The sequence below is a fragment of the Mongoliitalea sp. genome (assembly GCF_054166905.1).
Genome location: NZ_JBSZCK010000031.1, coordinates 55775 through 72803 on the forward strand (window position 1 = coordinate 55775; position 17029 = coordinate 72803).

The 17029-nt window shown below is 38.9% G+C and carries 14 protein-coding genes and 1 tRNA gene; 8 read left to right on the forward strand and 7 right to left on the reverse strand.

What is annotated here, in order from left to right; translation table 11 throughout:
* The first annotated feature begins 17 nt into the window (after positions 1 to 17).
* Positions 18 to 1943 (forward strand): AAA domain-containing protein, encoded by a 1926-nt coding sequence (locus ACXIUD_RS11300; protein WP_458052747.1) that lies wholly within the window; start codon positions 18 to 20, stop codon positions 1941 to 1943.
* 76 nt (positions 1944 to 2019) lie between these two features.
* On the opposite strand, the gene ACXIUD_RS11305 is transcribed toward ACXIUD_RS11300, so the two are convergent.
* A complete protein-coding gene (locus ACXIUD_RS11305) occupies positions 2020 to 2550 on the reverse strand; it encodes a DUF4924 family protein (RefSeq protein WP_458052748.1) in 531 nt (176 codons plus the stop codon).
* 97 nt (positions 2551 to 2647) lie between these two features.
* Between ACXIUD_RS11305 and lepA the strand changes: the two genes are divergently transcribed.
* The 6 genes from lepA (at position 2648) to ACXIUD_RS11335 (ending at position 8130) form a co-directional block, all read left to right on the forward strand.
* On the forward strand, positions 2648 to 4441 hold the full coding sequence (gene lepA / locus ACXIUD_RS11310; protein ID WP_458052749.1) for a translation elongation factor 4: 1794 nt from the start codon (positions 2648 to 2650) through the stop codon (positions 4439 to 4441).
* A gap of 147 nt (positions 4442 to 4588) precedes the next feature.
* The gene (locus tag ACXIUD_RS11315) at positions 4589 to 4954 is read left to right on the forward strand and encodes a four helix bundle protein (protein WP_458052750.1); all 366 of its coding nucleotides are present in this window, start codon (positions 4589 to 4591) and stop codon (positions 4952 to 4954) included.
* A gap of 132 nt (positions 4955 to 5086) precedes the next feature.
* Positions 5087 to 5974 carry a bifunctional 5,10-methylenetetrahydrofolate dehydrogenase/5,10-methenyltetrahydrofolate cyclohydrolase gene (locus tag ACXIUD_RS11320; RefSeq protein ID WP_458052751.1) on the forward strand — a complete coding sequence of 296 codons (888 nt, stop codon included), beginning with the start codon at positions 5087 to 5089 and terminating at the stop codon, positions 5972 to 5974.
* A 76-nt stretch (positions 5975 to 6050) separates the two neighbouring features.
* Positions 6051 to 6134 (forward strand) — tRNA-Leu (locus tag ACXIUD_RS11325).
* 73 nt (positions 6135 to 6207) lie between these two features.
* Positions 6208 to 7548 carry a hypothetical protein gene (locus ACXIUD_RS11330; protein WP_458052752.1) on the forward strand — a complete coding sequence of 447 codons (1341 nt, stop codon included), beginning with the start codon at positions 6208 to 6210 and terminating at the stop codon, positions 7546 to 7548.
* Between the two features lie 42 nt (positions 7549 to 7590).
* On the forward strand, positions 7591 to 8130 hold the full coding sequence (locus tag ACXIUD_RS11335) for a DsrE family protein (RefSeq protein ID WP_458052753.1): 540 nt from the start codon (positions 7591 to 7593) through the stop codon (positions 8128 to 8130).
* Here the strand turns inward: ACXIUD_RS11335 and ACXIUD_RS11340 are convergent.
* The 4 genes from ACXIUD_RS11340 to ACXIUD_RS11355 all read right to left on the reverse strand — a co-directional run bounded on the left by ACXIUD_RS11340 (position 8127) and on the right by ACXIUD_RS11355 (position 13466).
* Positions 8127 to 8723 (reverse strand): ribonuclease HII, encoded by a 597-nt coding sequence (locus ACXIUD_RS11340; RefSeq protein WP_458052754.1) that lies wholly within the window; start codon positions 8721 to 8723, stop codon positions 8127 to 8129. The two genes, ACXIUD_RS11335 and ACXIUD_RS11340, sit on opposite strands and share 4 nt — an antisense overlap.
* Positions 8698 to 11373, reverse strand: a complete 2676-nt coding sequence (locus ACXIUD_RS11345; protein ID WP_458052755.1) for an MGH1-like glycoside hydrolase domain-containing protein — start codon at positions 11371 to 11373, stop codon at positions 8698 to 8700. Before ACXIUD_RS11345 ends, ACXIUD_RS11340 begins: the two co-directional genes overlap by 26 nt.
* 134 nt (positions 11374 to 11507) lie before the next feature.
* Positions 11508 to 12596 (reverse strand): glycosyltransferase family protein, encoded by a 1089-nt coding sequence (locus ACXIUD_RS11350; RefSeq protein WP_458052756.1) that lies wholly within the window; start codon positions 12594 to 12596, stop codon positions 11508 to 11510.
* 6 nt (positions 12597 to 12602) lie between these two features.
* A complete protein-coding gene (locus tag ACXIUD_RS11355; protein ID WP_458052757.1) occupies positions 12603 to 13466 on the reverse strand; it encodes a UDP-2,3-diacylglucosamine diphosphatase in 864 nt (287 codons plus the stop codon).
* Between the two features lie 225 nt (positions 13467 to 13691).
* Between ACXIUD_RS11355 and ACXIUD_RS11360 the strand changes: the two genes are divergently transcribed.
* On the forward strand, positions 13692 to 14147 hold the full coding sequence (locus ACXIUD_RS11360) for a hypothetical protein (RefSeq protein ID WP_458052758.1): 456 nt from the start codon (positions 13692 to 13694) through the stop codon (positions 14145 to 14147).
* On the opposite strand, the gene ACXIUD_RS11365 is transcribed toward ACXIUD_RS11360, so the two are convergent.
* Entirely contained in the window at positions 14148 to 15491 is a 1344-nt protein-coding gene (locus ACXIUD_RS11365) for a sensor histidine kinase (protein WP_458052759.1), read from the reverse strand.
* Positions 15481 to 16863 carry a sigma-54-dependent transcriptional regulator gene (locus tag ACXIUD_RS11370; protein ID WP_458052760.1) on the reverse strand — a complete coding sequence of 461 codons (1383 nt, stop codon included), beginning with the start codon at positions 16861 to 16863 and terminating at the stop codon, positions 15481 to 15483. The genes ACXIUD_RS11365 and ACXIUD_RS11370 overlap by 11 nt, the downstream gene beginning before the upstream one ends.
* Between the last annotated feature and the right edge of the window lie 166 nt (positions 16864 to 17029).

Here is a 17029-nt window from a genome sequence, read left to right on the forward strand (position 1 = left end):
TTCAAATTTACACTTCAATGCTGAATATACAGGACCAATTAAAGAATACTTTTAGACTTTTAAAAATCGAATGGGAAGAAGACCTTGCTCAATACAAAAAAAAGTTCTTATACACCTCGATCGCTGATAAAAAAGAAGAAGGTGTTTGTTGGTATCCTGTGTATTTGAAAAAATCTAAAATCGGTCACGGGGAACGAGTGATTATCGAACTTGAAAGGCCGGATACCAATTATGCTCATATCTTTCAATCTGGAAAATCAGTATCTATTTTTTCTACACAAGAAGGCTTCCATCATCAACGGATCAACGGTGTCATCAACCAAGTTAAAAAGGATTTGATGGTGGTGACCATCCAAGTGGATGAAATCCCTGAGTGGATGCATAAAGGTAAAATGGGAGTGGATCTGTTATTTGATGAGGCTTCTTATCGAGAAATGGAATACACGATGAAGGCAGTCATCAAAGCAGAAAAAGGACGGATAGGTGAATTGAAACATATTTTGTTAGGAGAACAAGAAGCAAGTTTTGATGCTAAGCTTTTTCAAAATAACCCTTTGCTAAACACTTCTCAGAATAATGCAGTAGCCTTAGTTAGCAATGCTGAAGATGTTGCAATTATTCATGGCCCTCCAGGTACAGGCAAGACAACGACACTTGTAGCGGCTATCGCTCAATCCTTAGAAAGCTGCCCGCAGGTATTGGTATGTGCTCCTAGCAATGCTGCGGTAGATTTATTGGTTGAAAAATTAATTGAAAAAAATATTGCCACCCTTAGGCTTGGTCATCCAGCAAGGGTAGATGAGGCCATCCTGAATCAAACACTTGATGCGAAACTAGCCATGCATGAAAGCTACCGGGATTTGAAAAAAGTAAAAAAGTCTGCCGAGGAGTATCGAAAGTTGGCTTTCAAATACAAAAGAAGTTTTGGTCCGGAAGAGCGTGCCCAGCGAAAACGATTATTGGATGAAGCAGGAAGATTGAAGGATGAGGCAGAGCACTTGGAAGATTACATCACGCATGATGTTTTTCAACGTACACAAGTCTTTGCTACTACCTTGGTGGGTGCAAGTAGTCATGCGTTAAAAGGTATGGAGTTTCCGGTGGTGTTTATAGATGAGGCAGCCCAAGGTTTGGAACCAGCCACTTGGATTCCGATTTTGAAAGCCAAAAAAGTGGTGATGGCAGGAGACCATTGTCAGCTACCACCTACTATCAAATCCTATGATGCTGGGAAAGCTGGATTGAGCGAAACCCTATTCGAAAAAGTGATCAAAAGACAAGGGCATGTTTCTCAAATGTTACAAGAACAATACCGCATGCCAGAGACAATCATGGGGTTTTCTAGCCGGTATTTTTATCATTCAGGATTGAAGGCTGCTTCCAATACGCTTAGTCACTTTTTACAGGAAGATGAACCTGTCATGGAGTTTATTGATACAGCGGGAGCAGGCTTTCAAGATCAGCAAGAACAGGAATCCTTGAGTACTTTTAATCCTGATGAAGCTAAATTCACCTTACAGCATCTGGAAAATTTATTAAAAAGAGTGGGGATTGGTACTATCAAAACCCAAGGCTGGACAATAGGGCTGATTGCTCCTTACAGGGCTCAGATTCGAAAATTCAATGAATTGATTTTTGAATCCTATGCATTTCCCAATTTACGTTCATTTTCTGAGCTTCTAACGATTGACTCTATTGATGGCTTTCAAGGTCAGGAGCGGGACATCATTGTTATCAGCTTGGTTCGCTCTAATAGCAAAGGAGAGATCGGGTTTTTATCAGATGTCCGACGGATGAATGTTGCCTTGACACGAGCCAAAAGAAAATTAGTTGTCATTGGTGATTCTGCAACTTTATGCTCACATGAGTTTTATCGAGAGTTTTTGGATTATGTGGAGGAAAAGGGATGTTATAGGAGCGTGTATGAGTTTCTAGAGAGCTAGTGTCTCTTTTCGGAAGCAAAAACTGATAGTGTCTAAATATTTAATCACGTAGGGTTTACTTTGGGGAGCATTTTTTTTACAAGTTCTTTGAACTCAAATATACCTCGTTCAAATAACTCAGTAAGCTACCAAAGGCCTCTGTAGCTTCCAAGATTTCAGAAGGAATTTCCCTGCCCTGAAGCCTGGCTAGTAAGCGACCATAAATGGCATTAAAGAATAATTGTATTTCATGAGATATTTCAGCAGCCCCCTCTTCCAGCATCATTTGCAGCACATAGGGCTTGGCTTGTTGATAGTGCTCATAGTAGTTTTTATCTGCTTTCAGTAAAGACCAATGGATTTGAGCCAATTCATCGACGATGGTTTGAACGGATTTTAAGTGTCCCTTTTGAGTTATTTTTTCTTGATGCATTTGAGTTGCTAAGTCAGCAAACCAGGATGCTGTTTCTTTTTTTTCGGCTATTTCGATAGGATAGTGACTGATCACATACTGCTCAATGTCTTCTAATACAAAACTATAGGCGCGTAATAAATCTTCCATTTGATACATATAAATGATATATTCACCAATGTTTTGTTGCTGCTTCTTTTCTGCGATGCTTTTCATGAGAAATTCGATTAAACATGCAAAGAAAATAAAATTCTGTCTGGTACAGTTTTAATTCCCAAAATTGCCACATTTTTATCTATTTTTGCGTTCTGATATGACTATGCAAAAAATTAGAAATTTCTGTATTATCGCCCATATTGATCATGGGAAGAGTACGTTGGCGGACCGCTTACTTCAATTTACAAATACTGTAAGCGACAGAGAGATGCAAGATCAGTTGTTGGACAACATGGATCTGGAGCGAGAGCGGGGAATTACCATCAAATCCCACGCCATACAGATGAAGTATAACTACAAAGGAGAGGAATATACCCTCAACTTGATTGATACTCCGGGACACGTGGATTTTTCTTACGAAGTTTCTCGTTCAATTGCTGCCTGTGAAGGTGCCTTATTGATTGTAGATGCTTCTCAAGGAATTGAAGCCCAGACTATTTCCAATTTATACTTGGCTATAGGTCAAGACTTGGAAATTATTCCTGTTTTGAATAAAATCGATCTTCCTGGAGCTGATCCGGAAGTGGTGGCTGATGAGGTAATTGACTTGATTGGTTGCGATAGAGAAGACATCATCCTTGCTTCCGGTAAAGAGGGCTTGGGTATCGAAGATATCTTAAATGCTGTAGTAGAGCGTGTTCCTGCTCCTAAGGGGAATGTTGACGCTCCTTTACAAGCGATGATTTTTGATTCGGTGTATAATCCATTCCGTGGAGTGGAGGTAATTTTCCGGATTTTCAACGGTACCATCAACAAAGGAGATAAAATCAAATTTGTCAATACCGGTAAGGAATATGATGCTGATGAAATTGGTATTTTAGGTATTAATCAAATACCTCAACAAACATTGGCAGCCGGAAATGTTGGATACTTGATTTCCGGGATCAAAGTTGCCAAAGAAGTGAAAGTCGGGGATACCATCACGCATGTGAAGAATCCTTGCCAGACAGCCATCAAAGGTTTTGAAAACGTTAAACCCATGGTTTTCGCAGGGATTTATCCTGTAGATACTACTGAGTTTGAAGAATTGAGAGCTTCTATGGAGAAGTTGCAATTGAATGATGCTTCTCTTGTGTGGGAACCAGAAACTTCTGCTGCTTTGGGCTTTGGCTTCCGTTGTGGATTCTTGGGGATGTTGCATATGGAAATCATCCAAGAGCGCTTGGAGCGAGAGTTTGACATGACTGTCATCACCACTGTTCCTTCGGTTCAGTTCAGAGCCTTAATGAACAATGGTGAATATAAAATCATCAATGCTCCCTCTGATATGCCTGATCCTAACTTGTTCAAACATATTGAAGAGCCATTTGTAAAAGCGACAATCATTACTGCGGCTGAGTATGTAGGGCCTGTAATCCAATTGTGTATGGAGAAGAGAGGTCAGATCAAAAATCAGGTGTATTTGACTTCTGAGCGTGTTGAACTCTCTTTCGATATGCCTTTGGCTGAGATTGTATTTGATTTCTTTGATAAATTAAAGACAATTTCAAGAGGATATGCTTCCTTAGACTACGAATTGATAGGTGCGCAAGCTTCCCATATGGTGCGTTTGGATGTGATGCTGAATGGGGAAGTAGTTGATGCCCTTTCAGCTATTGTGCACAGAGACAAAGCTTATGAATGGGGTAAAAGACTGTGTGAAAAGCTTAAGGAATTGGTGCCAAGACAAATGTTTGAGATAGCGATTCAAGCAGCAATTGGAACGAAAATTATCGCCCGTGAAACAGTAAAAGCCCTTCGTAAAAATGTATTGGCGAAATGTTACGGTGGGGATATCTCCCGTAAGCGTAAACTCCTCGAAAAGCAGAAAAAAGGTAAGAAGCGTATGCGTCAAGTCGGTAACGTAGAAGTACCGCAAGAGGCATTTATGGCTGTGTTGAAGCTTGACTAGAATTGTTTTTCTTAGGAGAATTTAGGTATCGAAATTCTAAATTCGGCATTCATCATTCGGCATTAAAATGTCGAATGATGAATGTCTAATGTCGAATAATGAAGTTTAAATCTACCTATAAACAAACGTATTCTTACTATAACAACAATGTCGAAAGAATATAATCTTGAAGAAAGACTGATTGACTTTGCTGTGTCAATAATACATTTGTCCGATTCTTTGCCAAAAACTAAAGCAGGCGGACATTTGGGAGGACAACTTTTAAGGTCTGGCACTTCTCCAGCTTTGAATTATGGGGAAGCTCAAAGTAGCAAGTCTAGAAAAGATTTCATTCATAAGTTTCGTGTGATTCTTAAAGAATTAAGGGAGTCTTTGATTAGTATTAAAATCATTCGTAAAGCTCAGTTAGAATGTGATACCCAAGTGTTAAACTTCTTATTCAAAGAGTCAAATGAATTAATAGCTATCTTTGTCAAGAGTTTAGAAACAGCACAGAAAAATCAGTTCAAATAAAATTACAAAATCAGCTACCTAAACCACTCACTAAACACAATCAACTAATCACCATTCACTATTCACTAATCACTATTCACTAATCACTCGATCAACTAATAACTAATAACTATTCACTAATCCCCCATCACTATGCCCACCCTCATCGACGGAAAAAAAACCTCGGAAGAAATCAAATCAGAAATAGCTGCGCGAGTTAAGGAAATCGTTTCATTGGGAGCGAAAAAGCCACATCTTGCCGCGATTTTAGTCGGCAATGATGGGGCGAGTCAAACCTATGTAGGGGCGAAGGTGAAAGCCTGTGAACAAGTTGGGTTTGATTCGACTTTAGTACGCTTAGAAGAAAGCATATCAGAGGAGGAATTGCTGAAAGTAGTAGAAGATATCAACCAAAACTCTTCTATAGACGGCTTGATCGTTCAGCTACCTTTACCAAAGCATATTTCTGTAGAAAAAGTAACTAATAAAATCAAGCCCGAAAAAGACGTCGATGGTTTTACACCTGCAAATGTTGGGAGAATGACCTTAGGGTGGCCTGCATATGTTGCAGCTACACCTTATGGGATTGTAGAGTTATTGAAGCGATACCAAATTGAAACTTCTGGAAAGCATTGTGTAGTCATCGGTAGAAGTCATATTGTAGGTTCTCCCATGAGTATCTTGATGGCAAGAAATGAGTATCCTGGAAATTGTACGGTTACTTTGACTCACAGTAGGACCAAAAACTTACCTGAGATTGCCAAAACAGCTGATATTTTGATAGTAGCTTTGGGTAAACCCGAGTTTGTGACTGCAGACATGGTCAAAGAAGGTGCGGTGGTTATTGATGTAGGAATTCACCGCATAAATGATGTCAGTAAGAAGTCAGGATTCCGCTTGATCGGAGATGTGAAATTTGATGAAGTATCTCAAAAAGCATCAGCTATTACACCTGTCCCTGGCGGAGTAGGACCTATGACAATAGCCTCTTTATTGTACAATACCCTTTTAGCAGCCGAAGGCAAAGTTTATTCTAAATAAAATTAGATTTCTTTCAAAATCCTTGTTTCAGATTTGCAGAGATACACTTTGATTTCTACTTTTGCAGACCTTCTAAGCGCACGTGGTGAAACTGGTAGACACGCTACTTTGAGGGGGTAGTGCCCGTTCGGGTGTGGAAGTTCGAATCTTCTCGTGCGCACTTAGCTCTGATTTTATTCAGAGCTTTTTTTTTGAAACAATATTTGGTGAGTATCGTTAGTTTGTCTATGAGTATGAAAACTAAACCACTACTTTACACTTTTTTCTTTGTCTTGATATCCTTACTAGCAGAGGCCCAATTTATTTCCTTTGATCCGCAGTTTGGAAAAACAGAATATGGTGTAATCACCATTCAAGGTAAGATGCTTTCTTACAAATTTGACCAAGTAAAAGGAGAGCTTGATTTCACCATTAAAGATGACCAATTGCAAACCCTTTTTACTAAAAAAGAAAGACTTGGGCCAAATATTTATAGATTCACCTACGAAGAAGATCTTGAATTTGCCTACTTTTTTGTTTCTTTCGGTGAACGGCTTGGATATAGAAAAGTCCTGGTGAGAATTAGTTTTGAGACAGGAGATGTTGTTAGGTATCCGATAATGTCGAATATGGTCTTCCCCCTAGCCATACGCCCCATTAAAGATGGAATAGTGATGCTTGGTTCGCGATTGGAAGGGGATTTTTTGGAGATATTCAATTATGAAAAACAAGAGCTCTACTCTATCACAGATTTTTTTGATAAAGATACACGGGTGTGGGATTTGCAAGTAGTGGATGATCAGGTAGATTTATTAGTCTATACCCAAGGGAAAAAGCGCTATCAAGAACTTCAGATTTATTCTTTTGATAAGGAAGGTAATCGAACACTTAGAATTCCGGTAAATATACCTAAAGATAAAAAACTCTTCATTCGAAGAGCTCAGTTACTATATGGGCCATATGAGGAGCATAAAATTGTGGGTACATATAGTTTCAAACCAGGTGAATGGTTCTCGGGGTATTTTCAAATAGATGTAAATGAGTTTTTGGAGCAGACTTTTACTAAATACCCTTTTGCGGAATTGAATGGATTTTATGCTTATCAGCGAAATTCCAATAAAAAACGTAAACACTTTCACCGAGAGATGAAATTGATTGAAGCAGTGACTGATGGTGAGTTCATCACCTTGGCGGCACAGCCAGTCAAAACCAATAAGAAGTTTTTGCATTTTCTAACTTTAGATGGTGAGGGTAAAAAATCTTTTGACAAATCCATCAAACTTTATTTCACTAATGCGATTTATTCAGGAACCTATCAATTAGCGAATCAAGCTACGGATGTTTATTTCTTATTTAGGGGCAATGAAAATAGGAAAAACCCACCTGGAGAAAAGGTCTATGTGCTTGAAAATGGGGAGTTACGTGCTGTAAATCAAGTGCAAAAGCTTTACAAGGAGGACTCTTATGCAAATTTGCTGAAAGATCCAAAATACAAATATTGGTATGGGAATAAGTTCCTTGTATATGGTGTAATCCCACCTGAAGTTGCGGGGACATCAGAATTCGTTTTTGTCGTAGAAGTAATTGAGGTTTGAGGAAGCCCTGATTTTTTCTAGATTGGGAAAAAATCATCAGCTATGAAAGTCTTCGCATCCATATTTATTCTCATCATTTTCTTTCAAACCAGTTTATCGGCTCAACATATTGGTTTAGATCCAATAGTTCCGGGATTCGGGATGGTTTTTCAAATTCCTGAAGCGACTGAAGTTCCAGATCCTGATCAAGAGTTTAAAATCATCATTGATTTGGTATCGGCTGCAGATAATCCATTACAGGTTAATCGCATGGTGGATAACATTGCCCGGATGATGAATCTGCATGGGGTAGGAGGAGTGAAAAAAGAACAACTGAAAGTCAAAGTAGCCGTTCATGGAGGAGCTATTTATAGTATTCTTAACAATGCTTACTATCAAAAGTTGTATGGCGTCGATAATCCTAATCTGTCTACCTACGAAGCATTGAAAAGGGCGGGAGTGGAGTTTTCTATATGCGGGCAGTCTCTGATAGCAAGAGGAATGCAGCCAAGTGATATGTGGCAGGGAGCAGAGATGTCTCTTTCTATGTTGACCACGCTGACTAAATATGTACCTCAGGGCTATATGTTGATGCGCTTTTAAAAAAGTGGTAACTGTTCGGGTAAGTGCTTGAAACTTTTTCTGTGCCAAGGTGTCAAGCCGAGGGATCGTATTCCAGCCCGATGTTTAGGAGTTGGATAGCCTGCATTATTTTCCCAATCAAATCCTGGAAATTCCTTGGCCAAAGCAACCATGAGGTTGTCCCGGTAAACTTTAGCCAAGATAGAAGCAGCAGCTATACTTGCATAAGTAGCATCTCCTTTTACAATGCAAGCAAAGGGGATGTCTAGTGTAGTCTTAAATCGGTTACCATCGATCAGCAAAAACTCTGGTTTTGAATGAAGCGAGGCAATAGCTCTATTCATGGCCAAAAAAGACGCGTTCAAAATATTGATACTATCTATTTCAGCAACCGAAGCCTCGGCCACTGACCATGCAATGGCTTCAGCCTTGATTTCAGTTACTAAATCTTCTCGATTACGTTTACTGAGCTTTTTGGAATCGTTGATAAACTCATTGGCATAATCCAATGGGAGAATTACCGCAGCAGCCACTACAGGACCGCAGAGGCACCCTCTACCCACTTCATCACAGCCTGCTTCTATTCTGTTAGAGTCTAAAAATGGTTTCAGCATTTTCTTCTTCTTTCTTCTTATCGGATTTGTAATATTTATGGATCATTTCTGCGACCAATCCCGTCCATCCTGTTTGATGGGATGCACCTAGGCCCATCCCATTATCGCCATGGAAATACTCATAGAATAAGATGTAATCCCTGAAATGTGGATCTTCCTGAAATTTTTTATGTCCCCCATAGACAGGTCTATGTCCTTCCTCGTTTCTTTCAAAGATTTTAATGCAACGGAGTGATAACTCTCTTGCGATCAAATCCATCGTAAGGTATTTTCCAGAGCCTGTTGGGTATTCTATGGAAAACTCGCCCCCATAATAGTGGTCAAATTTTCTTAAAGATTCTATGATCAAATGGTTGATTGGGAACCATATCGGACCACGCCAATTACTGTTGCCACCAAACATTAAAGTGTCGGATTCACCGGGTGTATACCTCACCGTTTGAACATCTTTATTGATCTTAAGTGAAAAAGGGTGTTTTTCATGGTATTTGGACATGGAACGAATCCCATAATCACTCAAAAACTCTTCTGTGTCCAACATTTTATTTAAAATACTCTTCATCCGATGCCCACGGAGCAAAGCAAACAATCGTCGTTTTTCGTGCCCCGGCTGAATCCAACTGGATACGAGTGAAGCAAGCTTGGGTTTTTCTTTCAGGAAAAATTCCAGTCTCTTTTTGAAGTCAGGTAAATCATCAAACAAATCAATACGGATAGATTCCACTGCAAATAATGGAATAATTCCTACAATTGACTTGAGCTTCATGACCTTTGGTTCTTTTCCCGGCAAATGAAATAAATCAAAGAAAAACTGCTCTTCATCATCCCAAAGGCTGATACTTTCTCCAGAGATGTTGTTCATCGCTCCTGCAATGTGTAGGAAATGCTCTAAAAACTTGATGGAGGAGTATTGGTAGGTCTTATTGAATTCGCAAAGGTCGAGTGATATTCTCAGCATATTCAGACTGAACATAGCCATCCAAGAGGTTGCATCTGCTTGTTCTAATTTCCCTCCAAACTTATCTGCATGACTTCTGTCGATGACTGATATATTATCCAATCCTAGGAAACCTCCTTGGAAAATATTCTTTCCATCAGAGTCCTTTTGATTGACCCACCAGGTGAAATTGATCATCAATTTGTGAAAGCAGCGCTCCAAAAATTCAAAATCACCTTTGCCATCATTCATTTTTTTATCGATATGAAAGACTCTCGATACAGCATAGGCATGTACGGGTGGATTTACATCCGAGAAATTCCATTCATAGGCAGGAATTTGTCCATTGGGATGCAGATACCAATCATTAAGAAATAATGTTAATTGATCTTTTGCAAAGTCTGGGTCAATTCTTGATATGGGGATGCAATGAAAGGCAGAATCCCATACCGCATACCAAGGGTATTCCCATTTATCAGGCATGGAGATGATGTCATAGTTATGCATGTGTCTCCAACTGGTATTTCTTCCTTTTTTACGCTCCTTTGGAGGAGAGTATCTTCCTGGATCCCCTTCCAACCATCTTTCTACATTGTAGTAGTAAAATTGTTTTCCCCACATCATGCCTGCAAATGCCTGCCTTTGGATCAATTGATGGTCTGCTAATTTGACTCTGGACTGGACTTCTCCATAAAAGGAGTCTGCTTCTTTAATTCTATCTTGCAGGATCCTTTCACAATCTTCCAGACAATGTGCCTGCATTTGATGCGTCATTCGGAATTTAACCCTGACACTTCCTCCAGCAGGAATATTCAATCGATAAATTGCAGCAGCTTTGGTACCGTAATCCTTTGGATTGAGATGCTGAACATAGCCTTTCACTACATAGTCATTGATGGCATCTTTGAGGTATTTTTTTTCATTTGGGATGTTATAGAGACGCATGCGATTGGTCTCATTATCACAAAATTTGAATTCAGGTTCGCCTTCAAATGTGAAAAAATAGTTCCCATTTTTAGGGCTAAATGCTTTGAGCTCGGTATCGCTAATCTTTGAGATTTTAGGCATGAATGGCTCATGTCCTGTAAACCAAGTCTTCCTAAACCAAATAGTAGGCATTACTACCAAGGGGGCGTCTTCAGAACCTCGATTGTGGATTGTTGCAAAAAAAGAAATATCTTCAATGTCTTCTTTAGCATATTCTAGAAAGATGTCGAAATATTCATCTTTATCGAATATACCTGTGTCCATCAATTCAAATTCAGGATCTAATTTTCCCCGTTTGGAATTGACTTCATATAGTTTTTTGTATGGGAATTCATTTTGAGGATACTTATACAGCATCTTCATGTAGCTATGTGTAGGAGTTGAGTCTAGGTAATAGTATAACTCCTTGACATCTTCTCCATGATTCCCTTGTGGTCCAGTAAGTCCAAAAAGTCTTTCTTTAATAAATGGGTCTTTGCCATTCCAAAATGCCCATGCAACACATAAGCGTTGTCTATTGTCCGATACACCTCCTATCCCTTCTTCTCCCCAGCGATAGGCTTTGCTCCGGGCTTCATCATGGGTGACATTATTCCAAGCATCCCCATTGGGGCTATAATCTTCTCTGACAGTACCCCATTGTCTTTCTGTCAAATAAGGCCCCCACTTTTTCCAATGCTTAAGTCGTTCTCGGTCTTCTCTAAGCCTTTCTTTTTCTATATTCATGAACGATTATATGCTAACGTTTGCACGAATTTAACAAAGTTGAAAGGAATTTGTGTGAGCGCTTTGAGTAATTTCAATAAAATCAAAAAAATATTCAAAAAATGGCAATTGCATGTCATGCAATTTTTCAGCTACTAGTTGGCATAAGTTTCAATTGGGTGGAATACAAGTCTTACTAAGGTATTTCTGGATTGGATTACCCAAGCATGGTTATTGTTGTCCTGATTGCTTAAATATGCCTTTAATACTCCTAAATCAAAGGATTTATGAGCAATACCAGCCCCTGCAATCTCCGCATCAATGGCATTACATTCCTGTTCGTATTGCCCTTCCACTGGGATCATCAACACTGGTTTTTGGAAGTACATGGCTTCACAGATAGACTCGAAACCTGCTGTACTAATGTAGGCTTTGCAAGTGCTCATTTTTTCTAGAAACAGGCGATCATTTATGGGATGGAAAACTAAGTTAGGGAGTATTTGAAAAGCCTCAGGATGAGATTTATTGTCCCAAAAAGCTTCAATTTTAAGGTCAGGATGTTTTTTTGCTTGTGCAATTAGTTCATTGGCATACCCTTGATTGACCATATAAGCTAAGATGAAATCCCCTTCTTCTGACATTAATTCAAACAATTGCTTCCGAAGTAAAGGAGGAAGTACAGTCAATTTTAGGTTCTCTGATGGTTCTAATGGACGAAAAGATAATGCTAACCATTTTTCAGCACCTATGGCCGTCAATTGAGTGTTTGCTTTGAAAAGGAATTTTTGGATTGGTTTTCCTTTGGCAAATGGAAAAGCTTTATGTGCAATCAGATACTGATGTCCGATAACCCAATATTTTTGGGAAGGCCTGAAGATCAATTGATGGAGTCCTCCTAAAAGTTCATAAAAATTGAGGATCACGTCTGGTTGATGCTCTTCGATTAGTTTTTGGATAGTTTGTAAACTTTTGAAAAAGGTGGGTAGTTTTCCTAGATTTTTAAAGATGGTCTGGCTTAGAATGATTTTTTTCTGGTCTTTGTCGCATTCAAAGTTTGGACTTTCAAAAGTGAGTATTGGGCAATTAATTCCTTTCATAAAAAAGTCAGGAATCCTTCTTCTCTTGCTGCTACCCACTCCTACTGCGACCAATTCATGTCCCAATTCGTTAAGAATTTCTGCAAAACTTATGGCTTGGGTCATGTGACCTCTTCCTTCTCCTTGGACTAGAAATAAAAATTTCATAACTTTCTAATGCATTTGTTTGAAATCGGAATCCGGAGAAAAAGGCTTAAATGCCGCAATCTTGTAATTCTCTCTGGGGATTAATTTAGTGGCTTTAGCTATTTCATCAGTTTCTGGAGATTTCCTCTTAAAATCAATTTCATTATAATAAATCAACTGCCAATTGCCTTCATGGTCTTCAGCAAGTGCACTCATCGTCTCCACCCAATCTCCAGAATTGAGATATTCCACGCCATCAATAACTCTGTTTTCAGCTTTATGAATATGACCGCAAATGATTCCATCACAACCTTTTGATTGGGCAAACTTTGCTAGTTCTTTCTCAAAGTTATCGATATAGGAAACAGCCTTTTTTACTTTTCCTTTTACATATTGACTGAGGGAATAATAGGGGAGACCTTTTTTTCTTCTGTAATAATTCACCTGTCTATTGAGCCATAATAAAAAAGTATAGCCAATATCTCCTAAATAGGCTATCCATCTGAAATGTGAGGTTACAGAATCGAAAACGTCCCCATGTGTAATGAAATACTTTTTACCACAACTTTCATAAATCATATCCTGCTGAATGGATAGGTTACCAATGGTCAGCGGAAGAATTTGATCTAAAAAATCATCATGGTTTCCTCGTAAATAATAAACTTTTGTATTGTCTTGCTCAATCATCTTCAACATTCGATTGAAGAACCGAGTGTGTTTGCGCTTCCAAGAACCTGATTTTTTCAACTGCCAACCGTCAATGATATCTCCATTGAGAATGAGATTTTCGCAGGAATACAATTTCAAAAAGCGGGCGATTTCTTTAGCTTTGGAGCCTTTTGTTCCTAGATGTATGTCCGAGACAACAATGGTTTTGAATTGAGTTTTCAATGCTTCTAAGTTTGCATAAAGGTAATTTCCCAATATCAACTAATGATGAAAGTAATATTAATGAATAGCTATTATTTAAGGAGAGAGTGAGTTGTTTGTGAACTAGGTGTTATCAGCGTGTGAATCCACTGTTTCTTCAAACTTTTTTAAACGAATGTTTGGCTTATTACGTCTTTATTTCAAACTTGTAGTTCAAAGAATCGGTTAAGTATTAAAAGGGATAGCATGAAAGTTTTTAGAGTAGTTGCATTATTACTGTTAGCATGTTGCTTTGCGTGCAGTCAGGATGATAAGGAGCCAGAATTTAGTATTTTGGGCTATTGGAATCTTGCTGTGCTGGAAAATCCCCTGGAAGTAACCACCATGGATACGCCGACTTTCCAGGAACGCTATATTTTTAATGATGACGGGACTTTTATCAAGTTTTCCACCCGACTTGGAGGGGACTTAAGAAATGGGGAATTACCCTTGCAATCTTTTGGTAAATATGCCTTTATGGGTACTCCTGATGCTTCTTTGCAAGAGCTATTCCAAGTAGAATTGATTTACGAAACGAATCCTCAGATCGCAGGGTCTTGCTTGCCTGAGATGGAATTTTTGGTTTTTGACAACGCCAGAAAGTTAAAAAACTTGGCTTGGGCAGCTTGCGATGGTCCTGTATTGATTTATACACGGAAATGATTAGCCGTTAAATATCAATTTGAAGGTACTGCCTTTTCCAAGCTCAGATTTTACCTGAATATTTCCCTTATGTCTTCTGATGATTTGCTTTGATAAACTCAAGCCGATCCCTGAACCCTTCTTTTTTGTGGTGAAAAAAGGAATAAAGATTTTCGCCAATGCTTCTTCTTCAATTCCCTTTCCGGTATCTGAGATTTCCAAAATGATTTTGCCGTTTTCATCGATAAATGCTCCAAGCGTGAGTACTCGTGTTATCGACTCCTCCATTGCTTGAATGGCGTTTTGAATAAGATTGATCAAAACCTGTTCAATAAGCGTGGGGTCCGCAAATAAAATCAATTCCGATGGTTCTACTCGCTTTAAAACTTGAATTTGATTTCCTTCTAAAGTGTGCTGAAGAAGAGTGGTTAATTGATCGAATAGTAAGGAAAGTTGTATAGTCTGAAATTTAGGAGTAGGAATATGAGCTAAATTTCGGAAGTCTGATACAAAATTGATCAGACCCTCACTGCGTTTTTCAATGGTATTTAATGCCATTTGATAATCTTCCAACTCTGAAGTGCTTGCATCTTGCTCATGATCGAGTTTGGACTCAATATCTGACTTGATTGTGGATGCTAAGGAAGAAATAGGGGACATGCTGTTCATGATTTCATGGGTCAATACTTTGATAAGCCCCTGCCAGGCTTCCATTTCTTTTTCTTCCAGTTCACTTTGAATATTTTGAAGAGAAACTAATTTAAACTTATTCCCTCGCATGACGAGCTCAATGACATATACAGAGAGCTGAAGAATTCCATCAGGATGAGCAATTTTAATTAGTTCAGAGCCTCCTGTACGTAAGTTGCTAATTGCCTGATTGAGCTCCTTATTGATGTTTTCAATTTCACCGATGTGGTTGAGCTGTTCGATATTCAATAGTCTTTTGGCAGCAGTATTGATGATTTGAACCTTACCTGATTCATCGAAAGTCATCAATCCTATACTAAGATGCTGGAATACAGAGCGAAAATATTGGTAATTGGCTTCTTTTTCTGCTTGGTCTTCCTTCAACTTGGCTAGGATTGCATTAAATTCAATATGAAGGTCATCCGTTTCAGTTCCATCAAATTTGACGGGGTAGACGTTCGTATAATTATCTTGTTTGATATTATTCAGGAATAGACGAACCTTCTGAAAAGAGCTCTCGGCATATTTCATCAGGAAAATCACCTGAGCGATTACCACGATGATAAATAAAGATATGCCAAAGACACCTGCTCCGTTTGTGATGAAAAGGCTTAGGAAAAATATGGAGATGGCAAGTAAGACGATCCTGCCTAATAATCCGATTTTATAGTCCATATTTTTCTAGTCTTCTGTAGAGGGAGGCACGCGTCAATCCCAATTCTTTGGCAGCTTTGGAAATATTGCCTCCGTTTTTATCGATCACTTTTTGTATGGTGGTCTTTTCTACCTCATCCAAATTAAAGGTAGCCTGAGAAGGCATTCGGTCATTGACAGGCTTTGCGGAAAGGAAGAAGAAGTCCCTTGCATCCAGCTCGGTACCATCCGCCATGATGATTGCACGTTCGATGGCATGCTGCAATTCACGGATATTTCCAGGCCAGCTGTACCGTTGCAATAATTGCATAGCAGAGGCCGAAAAACCATCAAATTGTTTGCGGTACTTGTTGCAGTAAATTTTCAGAAAGTGATTGGCCAAGAGGGGAATATCATCTAATCGCTCTCGTAAAGGAGGAAGAAAGATTTCTACCGTATTGATTCTGTACAATAAATCCTGACGGAAGGAATTGTCCAATACCATTTCGTGTAAGGGCATATTGGTTGCACAAATTAGTCGGATATCCACAGGAATAGACTTATTGGTTCCTATACGCGTTACCTCCCTTTTTTGGATTACTGTCAAAAGTTTGGACTGAAGGGGCATGCTTAAATTGCCGATTTCATCCAAAAATAGGGAGCCTTTGTCAGCAATTTCAAAACGTCCTGCCCGGTCTTCTTTGGCATCGGTAAAAGCTCCTCGCTTATGCCCGAATAATTCACTCTCAAATAAGGTTTCGGTAATGGCCCCCATATCAACACCTACAAATATCTCATCTTTTCTCAAGGAACGATCATGTATAGCACGGGCTATCAACTCCTTCCCCGTTCCATTTTCTCCCAGAATCAATACATTAGCATCTGTTTGTGCAACTTTGTCGATGATGGAAAAAATGTTTTTCATAGAGGCAGAAGTGCCTATGATATCTTCGTAAGGTTTCTTTAAATCAGATTGCAACTGCTTTTGTTTCTTAGAAAGTTTATCTACTTGATCATAACTTTCTTTCAAGCGACTCGCAGCAGTAAGTGTAGCTAATAACTTTTCATTCTGCCAAGGTTTAAGGATAAAGTCTGTGGCTCCTTCTTTCAATGCCTGCACAGCCATTTCCACATCTCCAAAAGCAGTAATCAGAATAACTACTGCCTGAGGATCGATTTCTTTGATTTTTTTCAACCAGAAAAAACCTTCCTTACCCGAAGTGGTATCTTCTGTAAAGTTCATGTCCAATAGGATGACATCATAGCTATTGTTACTGACCAAGAATGGAATTCTTCGAGGATCTTTTTCTATACTCACTTCTTTCGCATATTTTTTCAAAAGCATTTTAGCAGCGAATAGCAAATCCTCATTGTCATCTATGATAAGAATTTTACCTAGTTGGGTAGCGTCCATAACGTTCATCGTTTGTATTGATTCAAAGATATCATGACAAAATAATGCCAAAGACTAAAATCACAGCATACAGCCCAATATAGGTACTTTTCATGAAAGTTGTGTTCGATATCGAACAGTTATTTTTCAAATATGTACAGATTTGCCTTGTTTCCGTACATTTTTT

Bases quoted from the DNA above. Each gene is read 5' to 3' on its own strand.
- ACXIUD_RS11305 (WP_458052748.1), bottom strand. From the start codon at position 2,550: ATGAAAAGCATCGCAGAAAAGAAGCAGCAACAAAACATTGGTGAATAT.
- ACXIUD_RS11315 (WP_458052750.1), top strand. From the start codon at position 4,589: ATGTCGAAAGAATATAATCTTGAAGAAAGACTGATTGACTTTGCTGTG.
- ACXIUD_RS11360 (WP_458052758.1), top strand. From the start codon at position 13,692: ATGAAAGTTTTTAGAGTAGTTGCATTATTACTGTTAGCATGTTGCTTT.
- ACXIUD_RS11350 (WP_458052756.1), bottom strand. From the start codon at position 12,596: ATGAAATTTTTATTTCTAGTCCAAGGAGAAGGAAGAGGTCACATGACC.
- ACXIUD_RS11335 (WP_458052753.1), top strand. From the start codon at position 7,591: ATGAAAGTCTTCGCATCCATATTTATTCTCATCATTTTCTTTCAAACC.
- ACXIUD_RS11340 (WP_458052754.1), bottom strand. From the start codon at position 8,723: ATGCTGAAACCATTTTTAGACTCTAACAGAATAGAAGCAGGCTGTGAT.
- ACXIUD_RS11365 (WP_458052759.1), bottom strand. From the start codon at position 15,491: ATGGACTATAAAATCGGATTATTAGGCAGGATCGTCTTACTTGCCATC.
- ACXIUD_RS11320 (WP_458052751.1), top strand. From the start codon at position 5,087: ATGCCCACCCTCATCGACGGAAAAAAAACCTCGGAAGAAATCAAATCA.
- ACXIUD_RS11300 (WP_458052747.1), top strand. From the start codon at position 18: ATGCTGAATATACAGGACCAATTAAAGAATACTTTTAGACTTTTAAAA.
- ACXIUD_RS11330 (WP_458052752.1), top strand. From the start codon at position 6,208: ATGAAAACTAAACCACTACTTTACACTTTTTTCTTTGTCTTGATATCC.
- lepA (WP_458052749.1), top strand. From the start codon at position 2,648: ATGACTATGCAAAAAATTAGAAATTTCTGTATTATCGCCCATATTGAT.
- ACXIUD_RS11370 (WP_458052760.1), bottom strand. From the start codon at position 16,863: ATGGACGCTACCCAACTAGGTAAAATTCTTATCATAGATGACAATGAG.
- ACXIUD_RS11345 (WP_458052755.1), bottom strand. From the start codon at position 11,373: ATGAATATAGAAAAAGAAAGGCTTAGAGAAGACCGAGAACGACTTAAG.